Raw genomic sequence first — 25,413 nt, forward strand, 5'->3', positions numbered from 1 at the left:
ATGCTGCCTTTCGCATTTATCGTTTATTTTGTTTTTCTTCTGTCAAACTCTAGTGAGAATATCGACCAAGCGGATATTTAGCCGATTCTATGAGGGTTAGTCATGTTTATTATTAGTATTGTTTTAATTTCGAATATAATTATTGGCGTGCTGTTGGGCATGACAGGTATTTCAGGATTTCTGCTGCCCTTAATTTATGCAGGATTTTTAGGTATGCCTGTTCATGATTCACTAGCTTTAAGTTTTCTATCTTTTGCTGTTTCAGGGATTATTGGTGCTTATTCCTATTGGAAATCAAAAAATATGGATGTAAAGCTAGCCCTTTTCCTTAGCATAGGAAGTCTGCCAGGAGCATTTTTGGGCGTGCTGATTAACGTGTTTATTTCTGAATTCCTAGCCAAACTGCTTCTCTATATTTTTGTCCTGTTAGCAGGATTATCGATTCTTTTTAAGAAAAGTCAGGACTCTTCAATGATAAAAAAGGAATCGGGTCTGCTTAGCAATCGGTATATGCTTATTTCCCTTGGGGTGGTTACAGCAGCTGTTTGTTCACTGACGGGAGCTGGAGGTCCTATTTTGCTTGTTCCGCTGCTGGCAAGCCTAGGCGTGAATATTCGAGTGGCTGTCGGGGTAGGATTATTGAACTCGGTTATCATCGCTATTCCAGCCATTTTTGGCTACTTTGCTCATGCCAACATGACCAGTATGCCCACGCTGATTGCAGCCAGCCTTCTAGGAACAACAGCCGGCATTCTAACAGGTGCCCGTTTCGCTGCCAAAGTACCATTAAAACATCTCAAAGTCATCATTGCTATCATTACCATATGTTCATCTGGATATATGCTCATTACTTTATAACATTAAAGCATCGGGGGACAGGCCCCCGATGCTTTAATGCGTTAACGAATGTTAAATACTTTTCTAAATAAGGGATAAAACAAGTAACCGAGGGTCACGCCTGATACGTTTAAGATGAGGTCATCTATGTCCATGCTTCCCCGGCGGGTGGCAAATTGGAGGATCTCGATGCTTATAATGGTTACAGTTGAATATAGCAATAGGTTAAGAAATGAGCTTTTTCTAATCCGAAAGTAAATCCCATAAGGAATGAATAGTCCCACATTTGCTGTAAGATTGTAAAAAGAAATAAACCAATTCACTCTTCCTGAGAGAAAAAACTCGATGGTGTTAAAGGGCGTGAAATTAAGTGAAATATAGCTTGTGCTGCTTGGGCGAAAGAATAGTAAAACTAAAAGCGCGCCCGTATATACTATCAAGATGCACATGAATAGAGGAAAGGGGATCTTGACTGACTTCTTTTGAAAAAGAAGAATGAAAAAGGAGATTAGAAAGAATAAACAAAAAAACACTACTGCTAGTGCGATGGGATGCAGATAAAAAGTGACCTGATAGAAAATAGGGGAAAACACCAAAAAAATAGCAGAAGATAGAATGAATGATAGCAGCAGTGATTTCCCCATTTTGTTCACCTCAACAAGCCTTAATTTTTTCACAAATTCCATTATACATTAAAAAAGATGAAATCCTTTAGACTTCATCTTTTTTTAAAATTCCTATTATTGGTAGACTTTAATTTTGATTGTTTTATTTCCCCATTGTAAGGCTTTTTGTTTTGATGGGATAAATACATCAATTTTATTGCCCTTTACAGAGGATCCTTTATCTGCAGCAATCGCTTCGCCGTATCCAGGTACATACACCTTTGAACCCAGCGGGATCACCTTAGGATCAACGGAGATCACCTTTATATTTGGATTTTTCTTCAAGTTAATACCTGTATAAGTGATGCCGCTGCAATTTTTACAGCTGGCAGTATAGGCAGTAGCTTTTACCGTGATTTCTTTGAAATTTGCTTTTTCTTCAGCTGCTGCGGGTGGAGCAGGCTCTGATTCAGAAGCTGCAGCAGTAATCTTTAATTTTTGATCAATTTTAATGAGATCGGATTTAAGGTTATTCCAATCCTTTAGCTGCTGAACAGTAACATGATTTTTTTTCGCAATGGACCAAAGTGTGTCCCCTTTATTTACTAGATATGTATTTTCTGCTGCAAAACTTGTGGTTGAATATCCGAATAATAGAAAGGTGATGGTGCTGGCACTCAATAGAAACTTTTTCATATTCTATCTCCTTTTTCTATTTTATAAAGGTATCGTACCAGACAAACATGACAGGCATATTTCAGCCGGATAGTATTTTTATTACAGAAAAGTTTCTATATGTAACGAGAAAGAAAATATTGATCGCGGCAACATCATGTGCAGATGGTGTATAATCCGATCAGCAAATTGTTTTTTGATAGTTAAGGAAAGTGAAATAGTTGCCAATATTGTTTCATTCGCGGTAAATTTAATATTAGTAAATCATGCGTTTTTTAATTTTACATCGTTAGAGGAGAAATTATGGGGGAGTTACAGGAAGCGATTGACCATATTCAATTGATTGAGCACTGCCGGCAGGCGGCTGCCGTCTTATTCTGGGAAGCGAAAACAGGCACAGGAATAGGAAGAAAAAGACAGTATGCCAAGGTTCAAGGAACCCTGACGAAAAAGGTTATTGAGCTGCAGACGGATCCAAGGTTTGGACGGCTCCTGCAAAACCTGCTGCAAAGGGATTTAGATGAGGTCCATAGAAAGCAATTTGAATTTCATTTAAAAAACTACCAATACTTATCTTCTTTGCCTGTTGAGGAGTTTCAGCAATTTTCGCAAAAAAAAGCAGCGGCCTATTCCCATTGGGCTTCAGCCAAAAGATTAAAGGATTTTAAACTTGTAGAAAAGGATTTAGCAGATTTAATAGAAACACAAAAGCGGTTTGCCTATTTGAATAATAAGCATGAAGCACCATACAATCAGCTGCTTGACAGGTATGAACCGGGTATACATACGGAAAAAATTGATTGTTTATTTAAAAATATCAAAGATACAACGATCAAACTGCTCGACCGCATTCAAAAGGCGCCTGTTCAGCCAGATTCATCTTTTTTTAGACGTCCCTTTCCATTAGAAAAACAAGAGCAGCTTGCGCATCAATTATTAACAGCCATAGGCTACCGAATGGATGCAGGGAAGCTTGCGCCGACTCTCCATCCATTTAGTTCCGGGATACACCCTGATGATGCAAGGCTGGCTGTTAAATATGCTGAAAATGATGTGAAATCAGCGGCACTGATGACTCTCCATGAGGGGGGCCATTCCTTATACAATCAAAATATCAGCAAAGAGCTAGTAGACACGGGCCTTGCTGTATATACATCAATGGGGCTTCATGAATCTCAAGCTATTTTTTGGGAAAAAATGATCGGCAAGCATAAGGGTTTCTGGAAGCAGCATTTTCACTTTTTTCAAAAGCTTATGCCTGAAGTTTATAGCCATGTTTCACTGGATCAATTTTACTTCTCTTTGTGTGAGGTAAAACCATCTCTTATCAGATATGAGGCAGATGATATTACTTACCCGCTTCATGTGATTATTCGCTATGAGATCGAGAAGGATCTGTTTGCAGATAAATTGAAGGTGTCAGACTTGCCGGAGGTCTGGAATGTTAAATACAGAAATTATCTTGGGATTGTGCCGCAGAACGACTGTGAAGGGGTCCTTCAGGATGTACATTGGTATTTCGGATTGTTTGGCTATTTTCCAAGCTATTTGATTGGGTTTATTTATGCGGCTCAGTTAAGAGAGGCAATGATTAAAGATATGCCGAATTTTGACGTGCTTGCCCAAGAGGATCTATCTGCCATTCTTAAATGGAAAACCAAGCATATCTATCAATATGGCAAGCTTAAAACTTCAAAGGAAATTCTAAAGGACCTGTCAATTAATGAAATTAACGAAAAGCCTTTATTGACCTACTTAACACAAAAATATGAAGATATTTATCGGTTATAATTGTTTATGATGATAAATTGGAATATTTAAATTTCTTGGCAGAAAGAGGGTTTATTATTGTGGGTGAGATCATTCAGTTTAAGAATGTTACTTGGAAGCGCCAGGGACAGGAGATTTTAGGCAGTGTGGACTGGCAGGTGAATGAGGGGGAGCATTGGGGCATTCTCGGGTTAAATGGTTCCGGCAAAACCTCGCTGCTTAATATTGTATGCGGATATCAATTTCCGACATCCGGTGAAGTGTCAGTTCTAGGGCGTTTATTTGGAAAAACTAATTTGCCTGAGCTTCGCAGAGAAATTGGTTTTGTCAGCAGTTCATTGGACCGCTTTTCAAACGCATTAAATGTTGATACTGTTGAAAATATCATTTTGAGCGGGAAGTTTGCTTCCATTGGCATATATGAAGAAGTAACAAATGAGGATATAGAGAAAGCCAATCATCTGATTCAGCGATTACGGCTTGATTATCTAAAAGGCAAGCATTTTCGTCTTTTATCACAGGGAGAAAAAAGAAGGGTCCTGATCGGCCGAGCTTTAATGGCTAGTCCAAAAATTCTTATCTTAGATGAACCATGTACTGGCCTTGATGTTCTTTCTCGTGAAGAAGTCTTATCCATTATTAAGGAAGTCGTTAAGACAGAATGCCATCTGATTTATGTAACCCATCACATTGAAGAGCTTGTGGAAGAAATCACACATGTGTTGCTGATTCGTGATGGAAAGATTATTGGGGCGGGACCTAAGGAAAAGCTGGTGACAGATGCGTATTTATCAGATACTTTTCAAACGCCTGTCCGTGTGCGCTGGGAAGAAAATCGTCCGTGGCTGTCTGTCCAAGGCAAATCCTTAATAGGCAGCTAAGTGAATTACAATTCTTCATCAAAATTCCAACCATATTTGTGTCGTATCAATCATATGGATAATAAAAATAAACCCAGCCCAAACGGCTGGATTTATTTTTGCATAGATTAAAAGGAAAGGAGAGGTGCAAATGGTCAAAATCTTTATTGATCCAGGCCATGGCGGAACAGATCCAGGTGCTTCCGGGCATGGATTATTAGAAAAGAATGTAACCTTACAAATCTCCAAAATTATAAGAGATATGCTGTCAGCCTATGAGGGCGTCCAGGTAAAAATGAGCCGGGACACGGATAAAACTGTTTCCTTAACTACACGCACAAACATGGCAAATGACTGGGGAGCAGACTTCCTTTTATCTGTTCATATAAATTCGGACAAACAAACGGCAAACGGATATGAAGACTATATTTTCCCGGGAACAAACGTTCCTGAAACCACCTATCAAAATCTTATTCATCAAGAGGTTATCAAAGAGACGGACTTTAGAGATCGCGGAAAAAAGGAAGCCAATTTCCACATGCTTCGGGAAAGTAATATGCCAGCCATTCTAACTGAGAATGGTTTTATTGATAATCCCACAGATGCAGCCAATTTGAGCCGATTCGCGTATTTGGAAAGAATTGCATATGGCCATGTCCAGGGGCTTGTCCGTGCTTTTCGATTAGCTGAGAAGGAACCATCTGCCCCATATTGGGAGGGCATGGAGTTCAAAGAAGGACAGATTGGCCGGATTACAGTCTTAAAACCGATTAACCTGTGGAAACGTGATGAGAATGATGAGCTGCACTTTGCGAGAATTCTACAGCCAGGAGAGCGTTATCGGGTCTATGGATATGATAACTTATATGGCGGGCAATATGATGTTGGAGTAGATTATTGGGTAACCAATATTGAAGATTATATAGAATATGAAACACCTGCAAAGGATTTCTTAAATAAAGCTAGGGTATTTTACCAAAATAACAAATAGGATTTTTAATGGATAAAATCAGCGAGCTAAAATCTGATTTTATCTATTTTTTTTTGCACCTTTTGGTTATTTTTCCCATGGCCCTTGAACGACGATGAATCTTTGATAAAATGTAAGAGAGTTTATGCATGAGACGTCAGAAGTATAGAGGGAAGATATGAAGCTTAAAATATGTCTATCATGGGCAGCAGTGGCTGTTTGGATGCTAATCATTTTTGGCTTTTCGGCTCAGCCGGCTCACGAATCGAGCCAGATTAGCCATGGGGTAACAAAAGTCATCGTGGATACGGTTGAAAAAATAGCGCCGTCAGCTGAATTTGATATCAGCCAGTTAAATCATATTGTTCGAAAGAATGCGCATTTCTTTGTTTATTTTGCTCTTGCTCTGCTCGTATTTAATGCGGTCCGAATGCATGGAATGAAGGGATTCAAAGGTTTTGTCCTTGCATTATGTATTTGTGCAGTATATGCTGCAACAGATGAGTTTCATCAGAGTTTTGTGCCAGGAAGGGGCCCGCAGGCAAGAGATGTTTTGATTGACAGTTCCGGTGCATTTCTCGGTTTGTGCATTTACAGCCTTTTCGTCAAGATAAAGGATTGGAAAAAAGGGGAAGTTTCAGTGCCAGTGGGATTGTCCCAATCAAAGTCGAGGTGATTTCCGATGTGCGGCCGTTTTACGCTGACAGCATCATTTTCGCAAATTATTGACCGGTTTGATATTGAAAAATTTATGGAAGAAGACCTGTATGCCCCTAGCTACAATGTAGCCCCATCCCAATCTGTTCTTTCTGTGATTAATGATGGGAAAATAAATAGGCTCGGGCATTTAAAATGGGGGCTCATACCGTCATGGGCAAAGGATGAGAAAATTGGCTATAAAATGATAAATGCTAGAGCCGAAACCTTAAAAGAAAAGGCAAGTTTTCGCCAAGCTTATATGAAACGGCGCTGTTTAATTATTGCTGATAGCTTTTATGAATGGAAGCGGCATAATGACAAATCAAAAACACCAATGCGCATAAAGCTAAAGGGAGATCATCTTTTCGGGATGGCGGGAATTTGGGAGCGCTGGCTTTCTCCAAAAGGTGAACCTGTATTTTCTTGTTCGGTCATTACAACAACTCCAAATGAACTGGTTAAGGATATACATGATCGAATGCCTGTTATTTTAAAACCTGAAGATGAAAAAATATGGCTGGATCGCTCCATTACTGACACGGCTATTTTGGACAGCTTGTTAAAACCGCTTGATAAGGATTTAATGGAAACTTATCAGGTATCTTCATTAGTCAATTCACCGAAGAATAATTCAGTGGACCTTATTCGGGAAATCTGTTAATCACAGGTTCCAAGCAAAAAGGAAGCTCCTCCATACGGGAAGGTGCTTCCTTTTTAGGCTTTGACTAATTTCTTTTGGGATTTTCCAATATAATTTTCCTGGATTAATTCAATAAACGGTTCAACAAACTCCGGGTCGAATTGCTTGCCGGCGCAGGCTCTTAGCTCGATAATGGCTTCCTCAAAGGTCTTTGTTTTCTGGTAGGGCCTTTCCGTTGTCATGGCGTCAAACGAATCAACAATACATAGAATTCTCGCCAGTCTAGGGATATTGTCTCCTTCTAGCCCGTAAGGATAGCCTTTTCCATCGTATCGTTCATGATGAAGTTCGACAAGCGGTATGAGTTCTTCCATGTTTTTATTGGTTGAGATAATCTCTTTTCCCCAAATAACGTGCTTCTTCATCATTTCCCATTCGTGGGGCTCAAGTTTTCCGGTTTTATTGATAATGTCCCGCGGTATTTCTAGTTTCCCAATATCATGAATGAGGGCACCGAGCGTTAACACCTTACGATCATGGTTGTTTAAATTTAATTTTCTGGAAAATTCAGAGGCATATTGAAAAACCCGCTGACTGTGACGATATGTATACACGTCCTTAGAAAGGAATATTTTTAACTGCTGTTCTGCTTTTTCAAATTGTTTTTCAAACGATTTTGTTTTATCAGCTAAATATTGCGATTCGTCATTGTACAATTCAACAAGGTTTTTCCCTTGGGCCTTCGCATAATACATTGCGTCGTCGGCTTTCTTTAATAGCTCTGAAGCATTATAGGTTCCTTTCTCATATTCGGCAATCCCGGCTGAAAAGGATAGGCATCCATAAGGCAGTGCTTCGCTTCCTTTAAAATGAGTATCATTGACCAGCTTTCTTAGTTCATTCATAAAGGTCAATGCTTCCATGCTAGTTGTATTTGGCATTAAAACAGAAAATTCTTCGCCGCCATACCGGGCTACGATATAATCTTTTTCCATTGCTTTTGTTTCAAGCAGTCTGCCAAACTCCCTTAGAAGATAGTCACCTTCAATATGGCCGTAAAGGTCATTGTATTTTTTGAAATCATCGAGATCAATCAGCGCCAGGCAAAGCTTTTGTCCAGTCTTTTTTGATAAGGAAAATTCATGGTCAAATAATTCTTTGAAAAATCCATGATTATTCAGGCCAGTAAGGAAATCTTTATTTGCTTTTTCTGCGGTGTCTTTGAACAGCTTAAAGTTCTGCTCAAAAGCGGTTGATAGCAGCATCGCTATTAAAACAAATAGAAAAAGTCCAAAAATGCCTTCCTGCTTAATTAATATTCCTAGAACAATAGAAAGAAGGAGCGTACATGAATAACTGACCAGGAAGGTTTTATCCTTTATGATCCCGCTGAAGTTTTTAAACAAGCTGCCGCCTTCCTGAAATAGGAAGTAAAAACAAATGACAATTGAATTTACTAGAAAATATAATCCTAATGAAAGGACATATGGAAGCAAATGAGAAGTATCTAAGCTTCCGATCTTTCCTCCTAGTAATATGAACATGAAATAGCTTGATATCAGCATCATGCAATACATGGAAAAGTTGAACAGATGCTTCCACCAGGAAATTTTCCTTTGATAAGCAGCAAAAATGAGCGCATTGAAAAATAAGACGTTCAATGTAAAATCTAGTCCAAAAAGAAATAAACTTGCTAAATAAACAGCCGAATCCATAGATAAGGAATTTCCGTCGGGCGGGATAGGGATTGTATAATGATAAAGAAGTAAAATAGCACCAATTAACGCATAACTGATGACAGTGTTTGAAGACGCATCGAATTGAAAATCATGGAAATAGAAAAAAATAAAGATGCCAATGATTGAGGTAAAAGTTAGATAAGCTGTAAATGAATAATTGGTCGTTTTCATATTCCACACTCGCATTAGAAAATATAAAAGGAAGAAGTTAAGTAAAAAACCAAAACCTTCTTCCTCTATTATACTATTAAATTACACGCATACCAGATGTTAATGCAACAATTAATGAACCAAGAATGATAGCATTTATTAAAACATTGGTTACACGAATTCCATTAGGCTTTTTCTCTTTATTCATTGAGATTCACCTCCTTTAATGTCGAGCTCTGTGATTCATTTTTCTTTTTATCTTTAAGCATTAAATGCTGAATGAAAATGAAGATGCCAATGTTCATGATGACGTCGCCAATGCTTATAACCTGGGTGCGCGGATACGGATCCGTTAATGGGATAATATCCCCTAAAAATCCTAGCCTTGTTGATTCAGTCAGCATCGCATGCTTCGCATAAATTCCATTTTTCAAAACGTCCAGGTATCCCGGCTCCAGCACGGCCGCAGCTTCCATGGAAACCGGCATTCTTCCGCCGTTAACAGCCATAACAATGAAATTTAGTAAAACGCCAATAAAGATAATGATAAATCCCGGATGAGTTCTGTTCATAAAAAGAAAAGTAAGACCAACAATATAAACACCAATAAATAAATAGCCGCTTGCCTCAGCAAGAAAATTAAATTTATTTTGCTGTGTGAAAATAATAATCTGAAAAACTAGCAAAAGCGGAAAAACCCAGCCCCATTTTAGTTTTAGGTTTGCTAATCCCTTTAAGTTACCTTTTCGGAAAAAGCCAACAATTAGCGATAGGATGATTCCATCAAATACCATAATATTCCCGCCTATAGTGAATGATTTTTATTTTGCGCTGGATGAATATTCATATATTTCAAATTATAGACAATTACTGGTTTTATTCAACAAAATCTTTCAAAATGAGCGTAATGTACCAATTTTATGGAAAATAGTTGGGTAAATATGGATATTTTGAACTAAAATTATAAATTATGGAAATGCTATTATCGTGTTTAATCATGTTTTTTTATGATAAAGTTATTAGCCTGATGATTGTAAGATGTGTTTTGTGACAGAAAAATTAAATTTTCGATACAATAGGAAATATATCCCTTTTTTAGTAGTCTTTTATGAAAAAGTTTGTTACAATCTGTCTTGTATTGTCAATATTGATCGTAATAGGTGAGTATATGAATCAATCGAAAAAAGCAAATCAGCTCAGCCTGATTATGCAATCCGTTTTCCAAAGGGTAGAGAAGGAAAAAGATATTACCTTAGGAGAAGTAATGGAGGAATTAACGCAGCAGCTCGAGCAGGTTGTTAAAGTACAGGAACACGCATATAAAATTAAATAATTTTTGGATAAGGGGGCGCCAATCTGGCGGCTCCTTTTTTTGGCTTAGGGAAGGAACCTGGGAGAATTAGAAAAGGCGCAGATGCGGTCTGCGCCTTTTGAGATTTTTCTTATTGTGTTAACTGGTTTTCAAGCAGTGCTAGCACAACTGCCTGTACTGCTGTGGAGAAGCTGCTTGGATCTAATGTGGCATTTAATACATCATTCACAGCCTTTTGTCCATTAGCAGAAAGCTGTTTGTAAGATTTATATTTCATATCCGGGTCTAGCTTTATTCCTAACGCGCTGTTAATGCGGTCAGTTTCTGTTTTTGTAAGCTGGAAGCCGCCGTCAACCAGGGAAGTAAGACCGCGAATAAAATCTTCAGTCTTTTCACCTTGAACAGTTGCTAGAATGGTTTGATTGTCTTCAACAGCTTGGATTACTCCGCCTAAGAATGCATCAACGGTCGTATTGCCTGCTTTCACTTTTTGTGTTGCGTCTTCAAGTGCTGTTCTTACTGCGGCACTTGCATTGATCACTTTTTGAACCTCGGCTTTGCTCTCGAAGCCTTCACCTCTATTGCTGATTACATCTGCTGCAATGGCTGCTTTACGAGAATCGACAGAAACCTTGTTATAGGCTGTTAGATCAAAACCGTAATTTTCTACGGCAAGCTTAACAGCACCAACACTGTTTGAGCTTGATAGAACAGCTTCTAATTGTTTGTTTAATTGAGCAGTCAGGTCAGCTTTTAGTGTGCTATTTTTCACCTGCTTTAAGAATGCAAGTGCGTTTGCTGTACGTTTTTCAACTTCTTTATCGCTGTCATTATGTAACCCTGTTTGCACGCGGTCTAATTCAATTTTTACGCTTACTGGGTATTTTGCATCTGCAACAACCGCTTCAGCTGATTTTTTGAACTCATCACGGACTAAATCACGAGTAGACTGTCCATATACACGATCAAGAAGGATTGCTTGCTTGCGGATCTCTTTTGAAAGATCATGGTATGCTTGTACAGCTTCTGCATCAACTTTTTTTGCAATGGCATTGCTTAATCTGACTTTCTGTTTTTCAATCTTTTTGCCTGCTGTGATCGCATCGATTAGATGGATGGATCTTTGGTAATATTTATTCACTTCGTCCAATTTTGCAGAAAGAACTGTTTTTTCTTTGCCTGAAAGCTTTGAAACAGCTGTTTGTGCGGTCTTAAGCGCAGCTTTTGTATCATTGAATAATTTCATATTTGGATAATCGATCACATTTTTCGGATAGGCGGTTTTACGGTACTCTACAGAAATTTCCCATTTTAAAGCACCTGCAAGGTTTTCTGCTTTTTTTACAAGATTATCTGCATTTGATGCGGCATTAGAAACAGCAGGACTTACTGTAACTGCTGCAGCACTTGCAAATGTTGTTGCAGCCAAAATAGAAGCAATTGTTTTTTTCTTTACTGACATTTTAATCCTCCTAATCTTCCTTTTTAGACCTGAAATAAGAAATCTATCAGACTTTTTTCATATAATAGGTTATCTAGTATTTGATTATACCATGAATTCTACTAATAACTACCATATTTTTAGATATTTAGCTGAGTTTTGACAGAAATTGTTGAAAAAGAATATGTTGGAATTTGTTTGTATGTGTTAAAATTTGTACCAATAGAAAAACAAGCGAGGTTATTTTTGCATGAAGAAAAAGTGGAAATGGGTATTAGGGCTTTTCCTTGTCATTATACTGGGAGGAGCAGGAACGGTTTATTATTTCTTGAATATGAAGGATTACGATGTTGCTGATGAGCAAATTGATGAATTAACGGAAACAGAATATAAAGTAGATATTCCAGCGCTGGAGGAAATCGAGACAGAGGAGCCTGTTTCCGAAAATCAGGATCAGGAAGAAGGTTCTGCCGTTCAAACAGAGGCTTCAGCTGATCAGGGTACAAGTAATACTAAGGATGAAGTCCAGTCATCTGCATCTAATCAAAACTCAAATGGCTCTTCGGCTAAAGCGGCAGCGTCCAGCGGGTCTAAAGTAACGGTTGCTGTTATTAAGAAAAGATATCGGGCAGCTTTTGAGCAGCTGGAGTCTCAGGCAAATCAAAGAGTAGATTCGCTCATTGCCAGGGCTGTTAATGAATATAGCGAGAAAAAAAGCAATGGGGAAGAAATCTCATTCAGTTATTTTTATGTGAAGTATTCCAATGCAGGAAAATCACTAGAAGCTATGACCGACAGCACTTTCAATTCCGTCTATGGCCAGCTTGAGAAAGACCTTCAGGCTCATGGCTACAGCACTGCACATGCCAAGGAATACAGGGATGCCTATGATCAAATGAAAGAACAGCGGCGCTCTGCTATTATGAACAAAATAAAGGGTGCGATTTAATCGCAGAAAAAGAGTCTTCGTGCAAGGCTCTTTTTTTATTTACTATAATCCCAGAGAATTTTCCACTCATTCCTATTCCTTTGTCCGCAATTACATGCTTTCCAAGCTGGATTTTCCTTTGAAAAATAAGTTATTCGAAAATAATGACAATTGCGTTAAAGAAGGTTAAACTGAAAGGTATATGCTGAAGTGTTTTAAAATATTGAATGGAAACTCTATGTAAGAATAGTAATTGAGGAGCTGATTATATGCCAGAATGGAATGATGGAATCGCAAAGATCGTTATTCCTACACCTTTTCCTGTAGGGGATGTGAATGTGTACGCGGTAAAAGGTGAACGGCTTACCCTTGTTGATGCCGGCCCCAGAACAGAAGCAGCTTGGGAAGCCCTTAAGTCGCAGCTGAAAGAACTGGGATTGTCCCCGAGTGATATTGAACAGGTGGTGCTTACACATCACCATCCTGACCATGCCGGTCTGCTGGACTTTTTTCCAGATTCATTAGAGGTATACGGGCATCATCTTAATCAAAGATGGCTGGTTCGTACCGATGAATTTTTGAAGGAACATGACGATTTTTATTATGATTTGTTTCCTAAGTGCGGAATTCCGGAAAAGTATTTTCCCTTTATCGAACTGCAAAAAAAGTCGTTAAAATTTTCCTGCAGCCGTCCGTTGACTGGTATTTTAGCAGAGGGGGACCATCCGCAAGGGCTTGAACAATGGACTGTGTTTGAAACACCAGGGCATGCCCAAAGCCACATCGGTTTGCTGCGGGAATCCGATGGCGTTTATATTGGCGGTGATCATCTGCTTGCCCATATTTCTCCTAATCCCTTAATTGAACCGCCTCTGCCTGGCACAACGAAGCGGCCAAAGCCGCAGGTCCAATACAATGAATCGTTAAGAAAGCTGAAAAAGCTTCCAATACGGCTGGTTTATTCCGGGCATGGCGAGGACATATTTGATGCAGGTAAACTTATTGATAAGAGGCTGTCGCGCCAGCATGACCGTGCTATGCAAGTGAAGAACATGCTAAAAACAGAAGGAGCGCTTTCTGTGTTTGAGATTTGCAAACGGCTTTTCCCTGCCGTTTATGAACGCGAGCTGTCATTGACCATCTCTGAAACGATTGCTCAGCTTGATTATTTGAATGCGTTAGGGGAAATTAGTATAAATAAAGATGGAAGTGCCTTTCTTTTTTCAGCGTAGTTTTTTCAAATGAGGTGAATTATGGCGGATCGTTTAAAAGATAAAAACATTATTATTACTGGGGCATCAGGCGGCATTGGTGCGCAGATGGCTTCGTTATGTGCACAAAGAGGGGCCAATCTTGTGCTGCTTGCGAGAAATCTCGACAAGCTTCAGGAGCTAAAAAGCGAATTAGAAGGCCGTTATCATGTGAATATCGATGTGTTCCAGCTTGATGTTTCCAATACCGATGAAATACAGACCGTTTTCTCCAAGGTATTGGCTAAGCTTGACACTGTCGATGTTCTTGTCAATAATGCTGGCTATGGGGTATTCCGCGAAGCACACGAGGCTAAGATTGAGGATATTAAAGGCATGTTTTCTGTCAATGTTGTTGGATTGATGGCGTGTACTAGCCTGATCTTACCGAAAATGATCAAGCAGGGGAGCGGCCACATTATTAATATAGCATCCCAGGCTGGAAAAATTGCTACCCCGAAATCGAGCGTATACTCAGCGACGAAGCACGCCGTCCTCGGATATACCAATAGCCTTCGGATGGAGCTTTCCAAGCATCACATCTATGTAACAGCCGTTAATCCTGGGCCAATAGAAACAAACTTTTTTAATATTGCTGATGAAAAGGGAACCTATGTAAAGAGTGTCAAGGGGTTTATGCTAAAGCCTGACTTTGTTGCAAAAAGAATTGTCGACTCCATGCTCACACCAATAAGAGAAATCAACCTGCCCCGCTGGATGAATGCAGGAAGCATCTTCTACGTCCTATTCCCGCGCATCTTCGAACGCATCGGCAGACGATTCTTTGATCGAAAATAACTGTACCGCTTTAAAGCGCCGGGGGTCAGGCCCCCGACGCTGTGCCGTATTAACGCGATGGGGGCCTGACCCCCATCGCGTTAATGTGTGAAAGCGGTTTTAGCCGCAATTTAAAAATAAGGCGAATTTGTAATGTAGCCATAAACGACGTCATTGACGATGTCGTGGAGTTCGCTTTCTTTTTCCTCGCCATTTTTTAGAATATGGATCTTCTCATACATTTCTTCAAACTCCGCACTGTTATATGTAATCGTTTCATTATATTGCCTAAGACAGTTTTCAATCATTTTAAAAATAAGCTTTCGATCCATTAGTTAACCACCCCTCGAGTTGATTATACGTATATTTATGCTAGTGCACCTGCTGGAAAATTTAAAGAAATATGTCGTTTAATTTCCATTGAAATCGAACGTATATTCGTTTAATATATGGGTATAAATAAGAACAAACGTTCTTTTTGAGAGTTTAACCTCAGGGCCTGAAGATTTCTAGGGGGAAGATCTATGATTGATTACAGCACGATGCCAAATAATCAGGTCATGTGCGTGGATATGAAAAGTTTCTATGCCAGCTGTTCGGCCGTTATGCTCGGGCATGATCCTCTTGAATGCTATCTCGTCGTAGCTGGCAACCAGGAAAGGAAGGGGAGTGTAGTTCTTGCGGCATCACCGAAAATGAAGAAGGAATTTGGCATTAAGACAGGAAGCCGGCTTTATGAGGTACCGAATGATCCGCGAATTATCATTGCCGAGCCAAAAATGGCTACCTATCTAAGAATTTCAACCGAGCTTACCCGTGTCTTCAATCGCTATGTCCCGAAGGAAGCCATTCATATGTACAGTGTCGATGAAAGTTTTATTAAGGTGGACGGAACCATGCAGCTTTGGGGGGATGTCTTTACCATTGCCAAGAAAATTAAGGACGATATCGAGCGGGAATTTCAGCTCCCCAGTGCGATCGGCATTGGGCCCAATATGCTGCTGGCAAAGCTTTGTCTTGATTTGGAAGCAAAAAAGCACGGAATTGCTGTATGGACCTATGAAGATGTGCCAGCGAAATTGTGGCCGGTTTCCCCTTTGCGGGAAATGTGGGGGATTGGGCGCCGCGTGGAAAAAACACTGAACGGAATGGGGATCTTTTCCGTTGGCCAGCTTGCCCACTATGACTTGGAGAAGCTGGAAAAGAAATTTGGCATTATGGGAAATCAGCTTTATTACCATGCATGGGGAGTTGATCTTTCCGAGATTGGCGCACCGATTATGGAAGGCCAGGTTAGTTTCGGAAAAAGTCAAATACTGCTCCGGGACTATAAGGAGGAGCATGAAATTAAGTATGTCATCCTTGAAATGTGTGAGGAGGTGGCAAGAAGGGCAAGGAGCCACCGGAAGTCCGGAAGAACTATTAGCTTCGGGCTTGGCTATAGCCAGGATGAGTTTGGCGGCGGTTTTTACCGCTCGAAGACCATTGATGAGCCGACGAACGTGACCATGGATATTTATCGTGTCTGCATACAGCTGTTTCATAAATTTTATGAAGGAAAAACGGTTCGGCAAATTTCTATTTCACTTGGCAATCTTGCTGATGACAACGAAATGCAGTTGAGCCTCTTTGAACCGAATGTCTGGAAGAAGCGTGAGCTCGGCTACACGGTTGATCATATCAGATCGAAATTCGGGGCGGGTGCCCTTTTGCGAGCCGTCTCCTATACAAATGCAGGAACAGCAAGGCTCAGGTCCAAGCTTGTTGGAGGACATAAAAGGTAGACTGTATTTTAGGAAAAGAGGGTTGGGTCATGATTCGAGATCGAGGCAGAATAAAATGGACATCCATGATGCTCCCGGAACACGTGAAATTATTAAGAGATTGGGCGAAGGAAGATACATTTGACCAAAAGCGCGAAATTGATGAACAAACACTTGAAAACATGAATGAAGTCATTTCCGAGGCAATCGAGTACGGTAGGCCAGTTGCGATCACTCACTATAGTTATAAAAATTATGAGCTTCTCGTGGGAAACATTCATTCTTGGGATGAAATCAATCATCAGCTTCATATTGCCGACTATTTTAAAGAAATCCATCGTATCAGCATTTCGGACATAGCTGATGTCCGTATAGCAGAATAAAACAGGAAAATGAAAATAATGGCAGCCTCCAAAATGGCTAGCCTTTTCTTGGCGGAAGCACCCTAGTAAAAGGGAGGTGTTATTTCATGCCAAGAGGAAAGGAACTAGAACAGCTTCCGATGTCACATATTGCCCCTGGAAGCCCAGGTGAAGATCCAAGCAAAATGAATCGGGAGAGCTTGCAGGGGATTACGGAAGAAGAACCTGCAGCACCTGCAAAAGCTGGATTAGAAAGGAAAAAACGGGGATGATTTTTCCCCGTTCAACTGTTAAAAACCTAACCTTACTCTTCCTCAGACTTTGGCGCACGCGGAGCAGATTCGAAATGTCCTTTATGGCTGCCATCACAAAACGGAGAATTAGACGTTCTGCCGCAGCGGCAAAGAGAGAATGTTGGTTTGACAGGAAACTTATTCCCCTCGGCGTCAACAAGCTCGACATCCCCAGTAATGCGGTAAGAACCATTATCATTGACTTTAATTGTTACCTTTGACATACATAACCACCTCTTCATAAGATTTCCATACTTAAAATGATGGTAATAACAATAAAGGAAAAAAGCAAGCGATCACTCTGCAATAAAATTGATAAAACAAAAAGCCAATAAAAAATATCCCCAAAATAGGCATGTTTCCATTGACTTTTACATGTAATGGTAAAGTACCTAAAAAAGCAATGGAGGGGAAAAAGGTGAAGGTAAAAGGGGTCATTTTCTTTATTGCAGTGATCCTTCTATTGCCGGCATGCTCGGTTAAAACAATGGATGAGGCGATAGAGGGGGAGATCCCGTTTAATGTAAAGGAGGTTATCCATCAGGAGAAAGTAAAAGGCGGTATGGTTTTATTATATTTAACTCATCAAAAAAATCAGCGTGAAGCATTTGACGCCGTAACTGTTGCCTTTTTAAAAGGAAGTGATGGGGAAGGCTGGGAAAATGCGGGCCATAACCATTGGGATTATAAAAAAGGAGAGAGGCTGACCACCTATACGGATGCCTTTTATATTTATGACCATAAGGGGAAACTCGAGTACTATATCCCCGTTATCTTCGGAGAAATCAAGGATAAGGACATACAGACGGTCGAAGTGCTTGGGAAAAATAATCAGCTTGTCAGTGCACAAATTATTGAAAAAGATAGCGGGCGCTATTTCTATAAGACGGGCGAATATAAAGCAGCGAGAGGGATTTCAAGGATTGACAAAGGAGCAGGACCAAGGCTGAACTAGAAAAGAAAAGGCCCAGAAGCTCTGAGCCTTTAGTGAGAAATATACTCCATTCGATTAGGAAATACATATTCGTTCAAAAACTCATCAATCACATTCTCGTAATCTTCCCGATTTTCATTAAACGATTGTGCATGAACACCGTTGGATGCTATATAAAGCTTTTTTGGCCCTTTTTTACGTTCAAACAGCTCCTGTGACATGCTTGGTAAAATAAAGTCATCTTTTTGGCTGTGAATAAATAAAATGGGCTTTTTAATATTATCAATCACAGAAATCGGAGAAACATTTTTGATCGAATATTTCTGGCGCAAACGCAAAAATAAATCGCCCAAAGGGAGAATCAGGCTTGCGGGCAGTTTCATACCGGATTTGATTTGGTAGGCAAGCAGTTCCTTGAAATCCGAAAATGGACAATCTGCGATATAAAAATCTGCCCCATCCTCAAGCATGCCAGCATACAAAAGCAAAGTTGCAGCTCCCATAGATTCGCCGTGAATGCCAATCTGAATGTCGGGGCCTTTTGTCTTCTTAAGCCAATCAACGACTGCTTTTAAATCGAATTTTTCGTAATGACCGAAGCTAGTGGTTTTTCCGCCTGACTCTCCGTGGCGGCGATGGTCGTAAATTACTGCATTAAACCCCCGCTCCAGAAAAAGATTCATATATTTGACGGAATTTACCTTATTTTCGGTAACCCCATGTGCAATGATCATGTACCGGTTTGATGGATAAGGCTCGACAATCACCGTTTTAAGGTCATAGCCAAATGGAGAAGGGATCAAAACCTCCTTTTTTGGAAGGTTTTCAAATTTCTCCGGATGAAACCGTCCAGCTTTTGTTTCGCGTTCAACAATAAAATTGTCCTTTTTTTTCCTCATGTACATAAGCCGATTGGAAAAATAAATCCCGATAGTAGACAGAAAAACGATGAAGGAAAGGAGATAGCGAGTAAAGCGAAGAAGTCTTTTCATATTCATCCCTCCGGCAGCTGTTTATTCTATTTTACCATTTTTATGGAATTTAAAACATGAATTACCTCTGGGTTAACTTTCCATATGAAAATAAAAACCGCTCAAAAGGAGCGGCTTTGGTCGTAGTCTTATTGCTCAGAATTCTGACGCTTTGTCGGGTGAATGGCTTTTTCTAATTCTTCAGCTGCAATCGTTTGGCTGACAGTATCACTATTCGGCTTTCCTTTTTGACTGTAGCCTTTTTCCTGCTTTTTAGACATATTTGCATATCCCCCTTCTTGGTTTATCACTTAATAACATGGATAAAGAAGGGGGTGCTTATTCATGAAAACTTTCTGTTAATTAGACAGATTGTGTCTGCAAGCGGTAATAGGTGCTTTCGATTGGGCGGGTTATATGCGGTACAACAATTTTAACTGCTTCAACTAATTGATCAAGATTGACATTTGTTTCGATGCCCATTCGCTCAAGCATATAGACAACATCTTCAGTTGCCGCATTGCCGGCTGCACCCGGAGCAAAAGGACAGCCGCCTAGACCGCCAGCCGATGTATCAAACCGGTCAACACCAGCCTGCAGGGCAGCGTAAATGTTTGTCAGAGCCATTTTTCTCGTATCATGGAAATGGGCTGTCATCAGGATATTTGGAAATTCCTTTTTTAGACGGCTGAATAAAGCATAGGATTCATGAGGAGCTGCCATTCCAATTGTATCAGCAACACTCAGCTCGTCAGCACCCGCTTCGACAAATTGGCGGCATAGATTGACTGTGTCTTCAATTTCTACTTTACCTTCATAGGGGCAGTAGAAGGCAGTGGAGATACATGCTCTGACGAAATAGCCCTTTTCTTTTAGCTCTCCAATAATCGGTATTAATTCGTTCATGCTTTCCTGTGTGGTTTTATTAATGTTTTTCTTGTTGAACGTATTGCTGACACCGACAAATAATGCAACCGCTTTGCACTCTGTCATATAAACGCGGTCGACTCCTTTTCGGTTAGGCGCTAAAACAATATCACGTGCTTGATCATCGAGGCAGTCTGCGACGATTTCAGCTGCATCTCCCATTTGCGGCACCCATTTTGGTGAAACAAAGGAGGTCAGCTCCATTTCAGTTAACCCCGCTTTTTTCAGACTTTTAATAAATTCCTTTTTTACATCAGTCGGGACAAAGGATTTTTCATTTTGCAGCCCATCACGGGGACCGACTTCAATCATTGTCACTTTTGATGGCATTTCAAGCGTCATGTTTCCCACTCCAATCTCATAGTTTAATAGTGTATAGATTTAAAGGTTTTCTATTTTCTTTATTTTAGTTGGTTCCATTTTGAAAAAGCAAGAATAATAGAAAATTTGACAAAATAAAAGGAATTCTGCAATTCATTCTAGAAATTACTTAAAGACAGGAAAACTTTTCAGCAAAGTTTTTGAATTGGACGAGAAGGGAAGGAATCATATGGGACAAACAGAGGTTGTAATCGTCAGCGCAGTCCGTACCGCAATCGGCAGTTTTAATGGAAGCCTGAAGGATGTGTCAGCTACGGATTTAGGAGCAGCGGCCGTTAAGGCAGCAATTGAAAAAGCGGGTGTATCTCCTGAACAAGTCGACGAGGTTATTCTTGGTAATGTATTGCAGGCAGGTCTTGGACAAAACCCGGCAAGACAAGCGGCACTAAAAGCCGGGCTCCCTGAAAGCGTTTCCGCTATGACTATTAATAAGGTCTGCGGTTCTGGATTAAAGGCAGTCCACCTGGCAGCACAGGCTATTATCGCTGGGGATGCAGACATTATTGTTGCCGGCGGAACAGAAAATATGTCACAGGCACCTTACATATTACAAAATGCACGCAATGGATTTAAAATGGGAGATCAGAAACTCATTGATACGATGATTTCTGACGGTTTAATGTGCGCATTCAATGATTATCATATGGGAATTACAGCAGAAAACTTATGCGATAAATATGGATTAACAAGGGAAGCACAGGATGCATTTGCTGCACAAAGCCAGGAAAAGGCTATAAATGCTATTGAAAGCGGCAGATTTAAGGACGAGATCATTCCTATAGAAATTCCGCAAAGAAAGGGAGATCCGATCATTTTCGATACGGATGAATACCCAAAAAAGGGAACGACTGCCGAAAAATTAGCATCTTTAAGACCAGCCTTTAAAAAAGACGGAAGTGTCACAGCAGGCAATGCCTCCGGAATTAACGACGGAGCGGCTGCGCTTGTTGTCATGAGCAGAAAAAAAGCTGATGAGCTGGGGATTGCGCCGCTTGTGACTATTAAGGCAAATGCAAGTGCTGGGGTTGATCCGAGTATAATGGGAATCGGTCCAGTTAACGCAGTGAAAAAGGCATTGGAAAAAGCGTCTGTATCGATGGAAGAGCTGGATCTGATTGAGGCTAATGAAGCATTTGCTGCCCAATCTCTTGCAGTAGATCGGGAGCTTCATTTTAATAAGGAAATTTTGAATGTGAATGGAGGGGCCATCGCACTAGGTCATCCAATCGGAGCGAGCGGTGCAAGAATTCTCGTCACGTTAATTCACGAAATGAAAAAACGAAAGGCGCAGAAAGGTTTGGCAACTCTATGCATCGGAGGCGGCCTTGGAGTAGCAACAGTCGTAGAATTAGCGTAAAAAAATCTTTCATGAGCGAATGTTTTTGATTCCAAGCGGCAAATGCTTACATGCCTTTTGTTAAAAAAGGTTAAAACGTTCTCAGGATGAGAGGGGAGAATGAACATGAAAAACATATGTACATCATTTGAGGAAGCGGTTAAGGATATTCATGATGGCGCAGTACTGATGGTCGGAGGCTTTGGCCTTTGCGGAATACCGGAGAATCTAATCTTGGCTCTTGCAGAAAAAGGGGTAAAGGACTTAACAGTCATCTCCAATAACTGCGGTGTGGATGACTGGGGTCTCGGATTGCTATTAAAGAATAAGCAAATTAAGAAAATGATAGGCTCATATGTTGGGGAAAATAAAGAGTTTGAAAGACAGGTGTTATCAGGAGAAATTGAGGTTGAGCTGCTTCCGCAGGGAACGCTCGCTGAAAAAATTCGGGCAGGCGGTGCAGGTATCCCTGCATTCTATACGCCGGCTGGGGTAGGAACTCCCATTGCTGAAGGAAAAGAAACGAAGGTATTTAATGGAAAAGAATATTTGCTTGAAGAATCATTAATCGCTGACTTCAGCTTAGTAAGAGCGTGGAAAGCCGATAAAATGGGAAATCTTATCTATCATAAAACTGCAAGAAACTTTAACCCAATGATTGCCGCTGCCGGGAAGGTAACAATTGCCGAAGTAGAAAATCTATACGAAATTGGCGAGCTTGATCCGAATTCTATTCACACACCAAGCATCTATGTCCAAACATTAATCGAAGGAAATCAAGAGAAGCGGATTGAAAGATTGACTTTAGCAAGATAAATTATTCCATTTAGAAAGGAGACGCTGCCATTGAGTAACGATAAAGCAGCAGTTCGTGAGAAAATAGCAAGACGGGCTGAAAGGGAAATTCAAAATGGCTTCTATGTCAATCTTGGGATTGGCATGCCAACGCTTGTAGCAAATTATATTTCAGAAGATAAGCAAGTGGTGCTCCAGTCAGAAAACGGGTTACTTGGCATTGGGCCATATCCATCTAAAGAGGAAGTGGATCCAGACTTAATTAATGCAGGTAAAGAAACAGTTACTGCCATTCCTGGGGCAGCTTATTTTGACAGCGCTGAATCGTTTGCTATGATCCGCGGCGGTCATGTGAATGTCGCCATTCTTGGCGGAATGGAGGTCTCCGAAAAGGGGGATCTTGCAAACTGGATGATCCCCGGAAAAATGATTAAGGGGATGGGCGGCGCTATGGACCTAGTCCACGGTGCAAAGAAAATCATTGTTATCATGGATCATACGAACAAAAGCGGAGAATCAAAAATTCTCAAAGAATGTACACTTCCGCTGACAGGGAAAGGCGTTGTAAACCGAATTATAACGGACCGGGCGGTAATTGATGTAACAGACTCAGGACTTAAGCTGGTTGAAGTGGCAAAAGGCTTTACAGTTGAAGAAATTATTCAATGCACCGAAGCAGAGCTGCAGATAGATGAGAATGTTATTACAGATGCATTCTAAATTGAATCATAAAAGGTACAGTTACTAATGCTGTGCCTTTTACTATTTATGTGGAGGAAGATTTCAGATGACTTTTTCATTTACAGGCATTGATCACAAATGGGAGAAATCGTTTCTTTATTGATGATCCGTTTGGGAATCGGATAGAATTTCTGGAATTTATAAATGGTCAAAATCATGCTATAATAAGTGACAAAATTATTTTTATGAGGCGATACCATGAAAAAGAAAAAACAGCATTCCCAGCCGAAAAAGGATGATAAGCCAGTTACACTTGGCGATATGCTAAATAGTGATTTAATGGAAAAACTAAAAGACGCTAAGCAGCAGTTAAAAGCAGAAGAAGATAAAAGAATCGAAGAAGAAGAAAAACGCAAACGGGAAGAAAGAAGACTGCGGGAAAAAAATAAAAGTTTTGAAGAACTTCTTGGTGAAAGTGATCTAAACTGGAAAAATTTCAAATAAACATAAAATAGAAAAATCGCTTAGGACATTGTAGCCTAAGCGATTTTTTTGTAATGCATAAACCTTTTATCCTATCCAACATTACCTATGCTGCTCATACAAGTTTGCTTTAACTATCCCTTGAATAACCGAAATCTCCTCATTCGTTAGTGGAATAGCTCGAACAGCTTGTGCATTTTCTTTCAACTGTTCAACGCTGCTTGCCCCTGCAATAACTGATGTCACAGCAGGATTAGCCAAATTATATTGTATGGCGATTTCGGTCATGGACCGTGTATCCGCCACTCTTTTTCGAAGAACGGGAAGCACTTCCTGAAGCTCCTCGAATGAATAATCAAGATAGCCTTTCTCCGATGCTTTTTCGAGCATTTTTTCACTTAGCAGTCCTTTTGCAAGCCCTCCGCGGGTGACAACACCAACCTCGTGCTCGTGGAGCATTGGCAGCATTTCTTCTTCTGGGCGGCGGTCAAGAATGCTGTATTGCATCATGACTGACACGATATTTGACTTTTTTACAAACTCGCGAATGACGTTTGGACGAATGGATGAGATGCCATAATAGCGAATCCACCCTTCTTGCTTTAGTTCTTCAAACGCTTCAATGGTTTCGTCGATTGGGTCCTCAATCGTTCCGCCATGAAGCTGGTATAAGTCGATATAATCCGTACCAAGTCTTTTTAAGCTGGCTTTAACCGCCTCTTTAATGTATGTCTTGGAGGGGTCCCAGCTCCATCCATCCTTTTGCTGATTCCAGCGGTTTCCTGCCTTTGTTGCAATAATTACTTGGTCTCTTACCTTTTTTAGCGCCTGCCCGACAATCTGTTCATTTTCGCCAAAGTCATATAAATCTGCCGTGTCAAAATAATTAACCCCTTCTTCTAATGCCGCATCAATAATGGCTTCAGCTTTTTTTGGATCTGTTCCAAGAGACATGCAGCCAAGTCCAAGAGAACTTACATTTAAATCTGATTTGCCCAGTCGTTTTTTCTTCATTAAATCGTACCTCGATTTCCTTTGTTTTCTCTATTTTAACGAAGATAAAGAGAAAATCTCAATTCTTAGGCCCTTTTGTATCTACCCAATCCTTTAATAAGGCAAATTCCTTTCGATATTCCTTCAATTTTGCCCGGATCTGCCATGCTTTCCCTACGAGAATAACGCCCTTTTCATGAACGTAAACCTTCATTTTATATTCCTCCTAGTGATGTATGATAATATGTATGAGACAAACTAATCGGAATAGAACAGGAGTGGCCAAAACATGAATCGCTTAGAGGAAAAGACAATAAAAATAGAAAAGATTTTCGATGGAAAAGTGATTAGCTTACAGGTAGAGGATGTAGAACTTCCAAACGGCAGCCATTCAAAGCGGGAAATTATTAAGCACCCTGGAGCGGTTGCCATTTTGGCAATAACTGCAGATGATAAAATTGTCATGGTAGAGCAATATAGAAAAGCATTGGAAAAAATCATTGTTGAAATTCCCGCTGGCAAGCTTGAGCCGGGCGAGGATCCACTGCAGTGCGCTAAACGTGAGCTTGAGGAAGAAACAGGTTATGTCAGCAAGGAGATGGAACACCTTATTTCCTTCTATACTTCACCAGGCTTTGCCGATGAATTGGTTCATTTATATATCGCAAAGGGTCTGGAGCAAAAGGAGGATGCCGCAGGTCTTGATGAGGATGAATTTGTGAATTTAATCGAATTGACCCTGGAGGAAGCGAAGCAATTATTACAGGAAAAGAAAATTTATGATGCAAAAACTGCCTACGCAGTCCAATACTTGCAATTGCAAAAGGCGCTGAATAAATAA

Annotated in this window: 31 protein-coding genes; 19 read left to right on the plus strand and 12 right to left on the minus strand. The window is 40.3% G+C overall.

All coding sequences use genetic code 11. The features are described 5' to 3' along the window. Nucleotides 1–102 precede the first annotated feature (102 nt). Nucleotides 103–858 carry a sulfite exporter TauE/SafE family protein gene (locus AC1Q59_RS03645; RefSeq protein WP_492364425.1) on the plus strand — a complete coding sequence of 252 codons (756 nt, stop codon included), beginning with the start codon at nucleotides 103–105 and terminating at the stop codon, nucleotides 856–858. A 41-nt stretch (nucleotides 859–899) separates the two neighbouring features. On the opposite strand, the gene AC1Q59_RS03650 is transcribed toward AC1Q59_RS03645, so the two are convergent. Both AC1Q59_RS03650 and AC1Q59_RS03655 read right to left on the minus strand, forming a co-directional pair. Next, nucleotides 900–1,523, minus strand: a complete 624-nt coding sequence (locus AC1Q59_RS03650) for a VanZ family protein (protein ID WP_492364426.1) — start codon at nucleotides 1,521–1,523, stop codon at nucleotides 900–902. 54 nt (nucleotides 1,524–1,577) lie between these two features. Next, the gene (locus tag AC1Q59_RS03655) at nucleotides 1,578–2,138 is read right to left on the minus strand and encodes a 3D domain-containing protein (RefSeq protein WP_492364427.1); all 561 of its coding nucleotides are present in this window, start codon (nucleotides 2,136–2,138) and stop codon (nucleotides 1,578–1,580) included. 282 nt (nucleotides 2,139–2,420) lie between these two features. On the opposite strand from AC1Q59_RS03655, the gene AC1Q59_RS03660 reads away from it, so the two are divergent. From AC1Q59_RS03660 to AC1Q59_RS03680, 5 genes are all read left to right on the plus strand, one after another. Next, a complete protein-coding gene (locus AC1Q59_RS03660; protein ID WP_492364428.1) occupies nucleotides 2,421–3,908 on the plus strand; it encodes a gluzincin family metallopeptidase in 1,488 nt (495 codons plus the stop codon). A gap of 59 nt (nucleotides 3,909–3,967) precedes the next feature. Continuing rightward, complete coding sequence (locus AC1Q59_RS03665; protein ID WP_492364429.1) at nucleotides 3,968–4,768, plus strand: ABC transporter ATP-binding protein; 801 nt, start codon at nucleotides 3,968–3,970, stop codon at nucleotides 4,766–4,768. A gap of 130 nt (nucleotides 4,769–4,898) precedes the next feature. Beyond that, the gene (locus AC1Q59_RS03670) at nucleotides 4,899–5,738 is read left to right on the plus strand and encodes an N-acetylmuramoyl-L-alanine amidase family protein (RefSeq protein WP_492364430.1); all 840 of its coding nucleotides are present in this window, start codon (nucleotides 4,899–4,901) and stop codon (nucleotides 5,736–5,738) included. A 157-nt stretch (nucleotides 5,739–5,895) separates the two neighbouring features. After that, complete coding sequence (locus tag AC1Q59_RS03675; protein WP_492364431.1) at nucleotides 5,896–6,393, plus strand: VanZ family protein; 498 nt, start codon at nucleotides 5,896–5,898, stop codon at nucleotides 6,391–6,393. A 6-nt stretch (nucleotides 6,394–6,399) separates the two neighbouring features. Then, the gene (locus AC1Q59_RS03680; RefSeq protein ID WP_492364432.1) at nucleotides 6,400–7,077 is read left to right on the plus strand and encodes an SOS response-associated peptidase; all 678 of its coding nucleotides are present in this window, start codon (nucleotides 6,400–6,402) and stop codon (nucleotides 7,075–7,077) included. A 53-nt stretch (nucleotides 7,078–7,130) separates the two neighbouring features. On the opposite strand, the gene AC1Q59_RS03685 is transcribed toward AC1Q59_RS03680, so the two are convergent. Next, nucleotides 7,131–8,966 carry a diguanylate cyclase gene (locus tag AC1Q59_RS03685; protein WP_492364433.1) on the minus strand — a complete coding sequence of 612 codons (1,836 nt, stop codon included), beginning with the start codon at nucleotides 8,964–8,966 and terminating at the stop codon, nucleotides 7,131–7,133. Nucleotides 8,967–9,145: 179 nt separating this feature from the next. After that, entirely contained in the window at nucleotides 9,146–9,739 is a 594-nt protein-coding gene (locus AC1Q59_RS03690) for a DUF5317 domain-containing protein (RefSeq protein ID WP_492364434.1), read from the minus strand. Between the two features lie 374 nt (nucleotides 9,740–10,113). Here AC1Q59_RS03690 and AC1Q59_RS03695 point away from each other — a divergent pair, with 374 nt between their 5' ends. Continuing rightward, complete coding sequence (locus AC1Q59_RS03695; RefSeq protein WP_492364435.1) at nucleotides 10,114–10,278, plus strand: hypothetical protein; 165 nt, start codon at nucleotides 10,114–10,116, stop codon at nucleotides 10,276–10,278. Nucleotides 10,279–10,387: 109 nt separating this feature from the next. Here AC1Q59_RS03695 and AC1Q59_RS03700 read toward each other — a convergent pair whose 3' ends face one another. Beyond that, entirely contained in the window at nucleotides 10,388–11,719 is a 1,332-nt protein-coding gene (locus tag AC1Q59_RS03700) for a hypothetical protein (RefSeq protein ID WP_492364436.1), read from the minus strand. Between the two features lie 229 nt (nucleotides 11,720–11,948). Between AC1Q59_RS03700 and AC1Q59_RS03705 the strand changes: the two genes are divergently transcribed. The 3 genes from AC1Q59_RS03705 to AC1Q59_RS03715 all read left to right on the plus strand — a co-directional run bounded on the left by AC1Q59_RS03705 (nucleotide 11,949) and on the right by AC1Q59_RS03715 (nucleotide 14,674). Then, nucleotides 11,949–12,647, plus strand: a complete 699-nt coding sequence (locus AC1Q59_RS03705; protein WP_492364437.1) for a hypothetical protein — start codon at nucleotides 11,949–11,951, stop codon at nucleotides 12,645–12,647. Between the two features lie 248 nt (nucleotides 12,648–12,895). Next, nucleotides 12,896–13,858 (plus strand): MBL fold metallo-hydrolase, encoded by a 963-nt coding sequence (locus AC1Q59_RS03710; protein WP_492364438.1) that lies wholly within the window; start codon nucleotides 12,896–12,898, stop codon nucleotides 13,856–13,858. A 21-nt stretch (nucleotides 13,859–13,879) separates the two neighbouring features. Beyond that, nucleotides 13,880–14,674, plus strand: a complete 795-nt coding sequence (locus AC1Q59_RS03715; RefSeq protein WP_492364439.1) for an SDR family NAD(P)-dependent oxidoreductase — start codon at nucleotides 13,880–13,882, stop codon at nucleotides 14,672–14,674. Nucleotides 14,675–14,784: 110 nt separating this feature from the next. Here AC1Q59_RS03715 and AC1Q59_RS03720 read toward each other — a convergent pair whose 3' ends face one another. Then, complete coding sequence (locus tag AC1Q59_RS03720; RefSeq protein ID WP_492364440.1) at nucleotides 14,785–14,985, minus strand: YqzH family protein; 201 nt, start codon at nucleotides 14,983–14,985, stop codon at nucleotides 14,785–14,787. Nucleotides 14,986–15,177: 192 nt separating this feature from the next. Between AC1Q59_RS03720 and AC1Q59_RS03725 the strand changes: the two genes are divergently transcribed. The 3 genes from AC1Q59_RS03725 (at nucleotide 15,178) to AC1Q59_RS03735 (ending at nucleotide 17,050) form a co-directional block, all read left to right on the plus strand. Next, nucleotides 15,178–16,437 (plus strand): Y-family DNA polymerase, encoded by a 1,260-nt coding sequence (locus AC1Q59_RS03725; protein WP_492364441.1) that lies wholly within the window; start codon nucleotides 15,178–15,180, stop codon nucleotides 16,435–16,437. 29 nt (nucleotides 16,438–16,466) lie between these two features. Then, nucleotides 16,467–16,799: a YolD-like family protein gene (locus tag AC1Q59_RS03730; RefSeq protein ID WP_492364442.1), complete on the plus strand. Its 333-nt coding sequence runs from the start codon at nucleotides 16,467–16,469 to the stop codon at nucleotides 16,797–16,799. An 86-nt stretch (nucleotides 16,800–16,885) separates the two neighbouring features. After that, nucleotides 16,886–17,050 carry a hypothetical protein gene (locus AC1Q59_RS03735; RefSeq protein WP_492364443.1) on the plus strand — a complete coding sequence of 55 codons (165 nt, stop codon included), beginning with the start codon at nucleotides 16,886–16,888 and terminating at the stop codon, nucleotides 17,048–17,050. A gap of 32 nt (nucleotides 17,051–17,082) precedes the next feature. On the opposite strand, the gene AC1Q59_RS03740 is transcribed toward AC1Q59_RS03735, so the two are convergent. Continuing rightward, entirely contained in the window at nucleotides 17,083–17,295 is a 213-nt protein-coding gene (locus tag AC1Q59_RS03740; RefSeq protein ID WP_492364444.1) for a CDGSH iron-sulfur domain-containing protein, read from the minus strand. Between the two features lie 194 nt (nucleotides 17,296–17,489). Here AC1Q59_RS03740 and AC1Q59_RS03745 point away from each other — a divergent pair, with 194 nt between their 5' ends. Then, on the plus strand, nucleotides 17,490–18,026 hold the full coding sequence (locus tag AC1Q59_RS03745) for a hypothetical protein (protein WP_492364445.1): 537 nt from the start codon (nucleotides 17,490–17,492) through the stop codon (nucleotides 18,024–18,026). Nucleotides 18,027–18,055: 29 nt separating this feature from the next. On the opposite strand, the gene AC1Q59_RS03750 is transcribed toward AC1Q59_RS03745, so the two are convergent. From AC1Q59_RS03750 to AC1Q59_RS03760, 3 genes are all read right to left on the minus strand, one after another. Beyond that, a complete protein-coding gene (locus tag AC1Q59_RS03750; RefSeq protein WP_492364446.1) occupies nucleotides 18,056–18,997 on the minus strand; it encodes an alpha/beta hydrolase in 942 nt (313 codons plus the stop codon). A 128-nt stretch (nucleotides 18,998–19,125) separates the two neighbouring features. Next, nucleotides 19,126–19,257, minus strand: coding sequence for a hypothetical protein (locus AC1Q59_RS03755; protein WP_492364447.1), 132 nt, complete (start codon nucleotides 19,255–19,257; stop codon nucleotides 19,126–19,128). 82 nt (nucleotides 19,258–19,339) lie between these two features. Continuing rightward, nucleotides 19,340–20,245, minus strand: coding sequence for a hydroxymethylglutaryl-CoA lyase (locus tag AC1Q59_RS03760; RefSeq protein ID WP_492364448.1), 906 nt, complete (start codon nucleotides 20,243–20,245; stop codon nucleotides 19,340–19,342). A gap of 208 nt (nucleotides 20,246–20,453) precedes the next feature. Between AC1Q59_RS03760 and AC1Q59_RS03765 the strand changes: the two genes are divergently transcribed. The 4 genes from AC1Q59_RS03765 to AC1Q59_RS03780 all read left to right on the plus strand — a co-directional run bounded on the left by AC1Q59_RS03765 (nucleotide 20,454) and on the right by AC1Q59_RS03780 (nucleotide 23,600). Beyond that, on the plus strand, nucleotides 20,454–21,641 hold the full coding sequence (locus tag AC1Q59_RS03765; protein WP_492364449.1) for an acetyl-CoA C-acetyltransferase: 1,188 nt from the start codon (nucleotides 20,454–20,456) through the stop codon (nucleotides 21,639–21,641). Nucleotides 21,642–21,746: 105 nt separating this feature from the next. Next, a complete protein-coding gene (locus AC1Q59_RS03770; RefSeq protein WP_492364450.1) occupies nucleotides 21,747–22,436 on the plus strand; it encodes a CoA transferase subunit A in 690 nt (229 codons plus the stop codon). Nucleotides 22,437–22,466: 30 nt separating this feature from the next. Continuing rightward, nucleotides 22,467–23,135, plus strand: a complete 669-nt coding sequence (locus AC1Q59_RS03775; RefSeq protein ID WP_492364451.1) for a CoA transferase subunit B — start codon at nucleotides 22,467–22,469, stop codon at nucleotides 23,133–23,135. A 219-nt stretch (nucleotides 23,136–23,354) separates the two neighbouring features. Next, a complete protein-coding gene (locus AC1Q59_RS03780) occupies nucleotides 23,355–23,600 on the plus strand; it encodes a YqkE family protein (protein WP_492364452.1) in 246 nt (81 codons plus the stop codon). 81 nt (nucleotides 23,601–23,681) lie between these two features. On the opposite strand, the gene AC1Q59_RS03785 is transcribed toward AC1Q59_RS03780, so the two are convergent. Together AC1Q59_RS03785 and mciZ are read right to left on the minus strand one after the other, a co-directional pair. Next, nucleotides 23,682–24,593 carry an aldo/keto reductase gene (locus tag AC1Q59_RS03785; protein WP_492364453.1) on the minus strand — a complete coding sequence of 304 codons (912 nt, stop codon included), beginning with the start codon at nucleotides 24,591–24,593 and terminating at the stop codon, nucleotides 23,682–23,684. Nucleotides 24,594–24,651: 58 nt separating this feature from the next. Beyond that, nucleotides 24,652–24,786, minus strand: coding sequence for a Z-ring formation inhibitor MciZ (gene mciZ, locus AC1Q59_RS03790; protein ID WP_492364454.1), 135 nt, complete (start codon nucleotides 24,784–24,786; stop codon nucleotides 24,652–24,654). Between the two features lie 75 nt (nucleotides 24,787–24,861). On the opposite strand from mciZ, the gene AC1Q59_RS03795 reads away from it, so the two are divergent. After that, nucleotides 24,862–25,413, plus strand: a complete 552-nt coding sequence (locus AC1Q59_RS03795) for an NUDIX hydrolase (RefSeq protein ID WP_492364455.1) — start codon at nucleotides 24,862–24,864, stop codon at nucleotides 25,411–25,413.

Source organism: Cytobacillus sp. MT66, from assembly GCF_058792595.1.

Excerpts from the sequence above, each read along its gene's own strand:
- AC1Q59_RS03645 (WP_492364425.1), top strand. The coding sequence starts at position 103 with ATGTTTATTATTAGTATTGTTTTAATTTCGAATATAATTATTGGCGTG.
- AC1Q59_RS03650 (WP_492364426.1), bottom strand. The coding sequence starts at position 1,523 with ATGGAATTTGTGAAAAAATTAAGGCTTGTTGAGGTGAACAAAATGGGG.
- AC1Q59_RS03655 (WP_492364427.1), bottom strand. The coding sequence starts at position 2,138 with ATGAAAAAGTTTCTATTGAGTGCCAGCACCATCACCTTTCTATTATTC.
- AC1Q59_RS03660 (WP_492364428.1), top strand. The coding sequence starts at position 2,421 with ATGGGGGAGTTACAGGAAGCGATTGACCATATTCAATTGATTGAGCAC.
- AC1Q59_RS03670 (WP_492364430.1), top strand. The coding sequence starts at position 4,899 with ATGGTCAAAATCTTTATTGATCCAGGCCATGGCGGAACAGATCCAGGT.
- AC1Q59_RS03675 (WP_492364431.1), top strand. The coding sequence starts at position 5,896 with ATGAAGCTTAAAATATGTCTATCATGGGCAGCAGTGGCTGTTTGGATG.
- AC1Q59_RS03680 (WP_492364432.1), top strand. The coding sequence starts at position 6,400 with ATGTGCGGCCGTTTTACGCTGACAGCATCATTTTCGCAAATTATTGAC.
- AC1Q59_RS03685 (WP_492364433.1), bottom strand. The coding sequence starts at position 8,966 with ATGAAAACGACCAATTATTCATTTACAGCTTATCTAACTTTTACCTCA.
- AC1Q59_RS03690 (WP_492364434.1), bottom strand. The coding sequence starts at position 9,739 with ATGGTATTTGATGGAATCATCCTATCGCTAATTGTTGGCTTTTTCCGA.
- AC1Q59_RS03695 (WP_492364435.1), top strand. The coding sequence starts at position 10,114 with ATGAATCAATCGAAAAAAGCAAATCAGCTCAGCCTGATTATGCAATCC.
- AC1Q59_RS03700 (WP_492364436.1), bottom strand. The coding sequence starts at position 11,719 with ATGTCAGTAAAGAAAAAAACAATTGCTTCTATTTTGGCTGCAACAACA.
- AC1Q59_RS03705 (WP_492364437.1), top strand. The coding sequence starts at position 11,949 with ATGAAGAAAAAGTGGAAATGGGTATTAGGGCTTTTCCTTGTCATTATA.
- AC1Q59_RS03710 (WP_492364438.1), top strand. The coding sequence starts at position 12,896 with ATGCCAGAATGGAATGATGGAATCGCAAAGATCGTTATTCCTACACCT.
- AC1Q59_RS03715 (WP_492364439.1), top strand. The coding sequence starts at position 13,880 with ATGGCGGATCGTTTAAAAGATAAAAACATTATTATTACTGGGGCATCA.
- AC1Q59_RS03720 (WP_492364440.1), bottom strand. The coding sequence starts at position 14,985 with ATGGATCGAAAGCTTATTTTTAAAATGATTGAAAACTGTCTTAGGCAA.
- AC1Q59_RS03725 (WP_492364441.1), top strand. The coding sequence starts at position 15,178 with ATGATTGATTACAGCACGATGCCAAATAATCAGGTCATGTGCGTGGAT.
- AC1Q59_RS03730 (WP_492364442.1), top strand. The coding sequence starts at position 16,467 with ATGATTCGAGATCGAGGCAGAATAAAATGGACATCCATGATGCTCCCG.
- AC1Q59_RS03735 (WP_492364443.1), top strand. The coding sequence starts at position 16,886 with ATGCCAAGAGGAAAGGAACTAGAACAGCTTCCGATGTCACATATTGCC.
- AC1Q59_RS03740 (WP_492364444.1), bottom strand. The coding sequence starts at position 17,295 with ATGTCAAAGGTAACAATTAAAGTCAATGATAATGGTTCTTACCGCATT.
- AC1Q59_RS03750 (WP_492364446.1), bottom strand. The coding sequence starts at position 18,997 with ATGAAAAGACTTCTTCGCTTTACTCGCTATCTCCTTTCCTTCATCGTT.
- AC1Q59_RS03755 (WP_492364447.1), bottom strand. The coding sequence starts at position 19,257 with ATGTCTAAAAAGCAGGAAAAAGGCTACAGTCAAAAAGGAAAGCCGAAT.
- AC1Q59_RS03760 (WP_492364448.1), bottom strand. The coding sequence starts at position 20,245 with ATGACGCTTGAAATGCCATCAAAAGTGACAATGATTGAAGTCGGTCCC.
- AC1Q59_RS03765 (WP_492364449.1), top strand. The coding sequence starts at position 20,454 with ATGGGACAAACAGAGGTTGTAATCGTCAGCGCAGTCCGTACCGCAATC.
- AC1Q59_RS03770 (WP_492364450.1), top strand. The coding sequence starts at position 21,747 with ATGAAAAACATATGTACATCATTTGAGGAAGCGGTTAAGGATATTCAT.
- AC1Q59_RS03780 (WP_492364452.1), top strand. The coding sequence starts at position 23,355 with ATGAAAAAGAAAAAACAGCATTCCCAGCCGAAAAAGGATGATAAGCCA.
- AC1Q59_RS03785 (WP_492364453.1), bottom strand. The coding sequence starts at position 24,593 with ATGAAGAAAAAACGACTGGGCAAATCAGATTTAAATGTAAGTTCTCTT.
- mciZ (WP_492364454.1), bottom strand. The coding sequence starts at position 24,786 with ATGAAGGTTTACGTTCATGAAAAGGGCGTTATTCTCGTAGGGAAAGCA.
- AC1Q59_RS03795 (WP_492364455.1), top strand. The coding sequence starts at position 24,862 with ATGAATCGCTTAGAGGAAAAGACAATAAAAATAGAAAAGATTTTCGAT.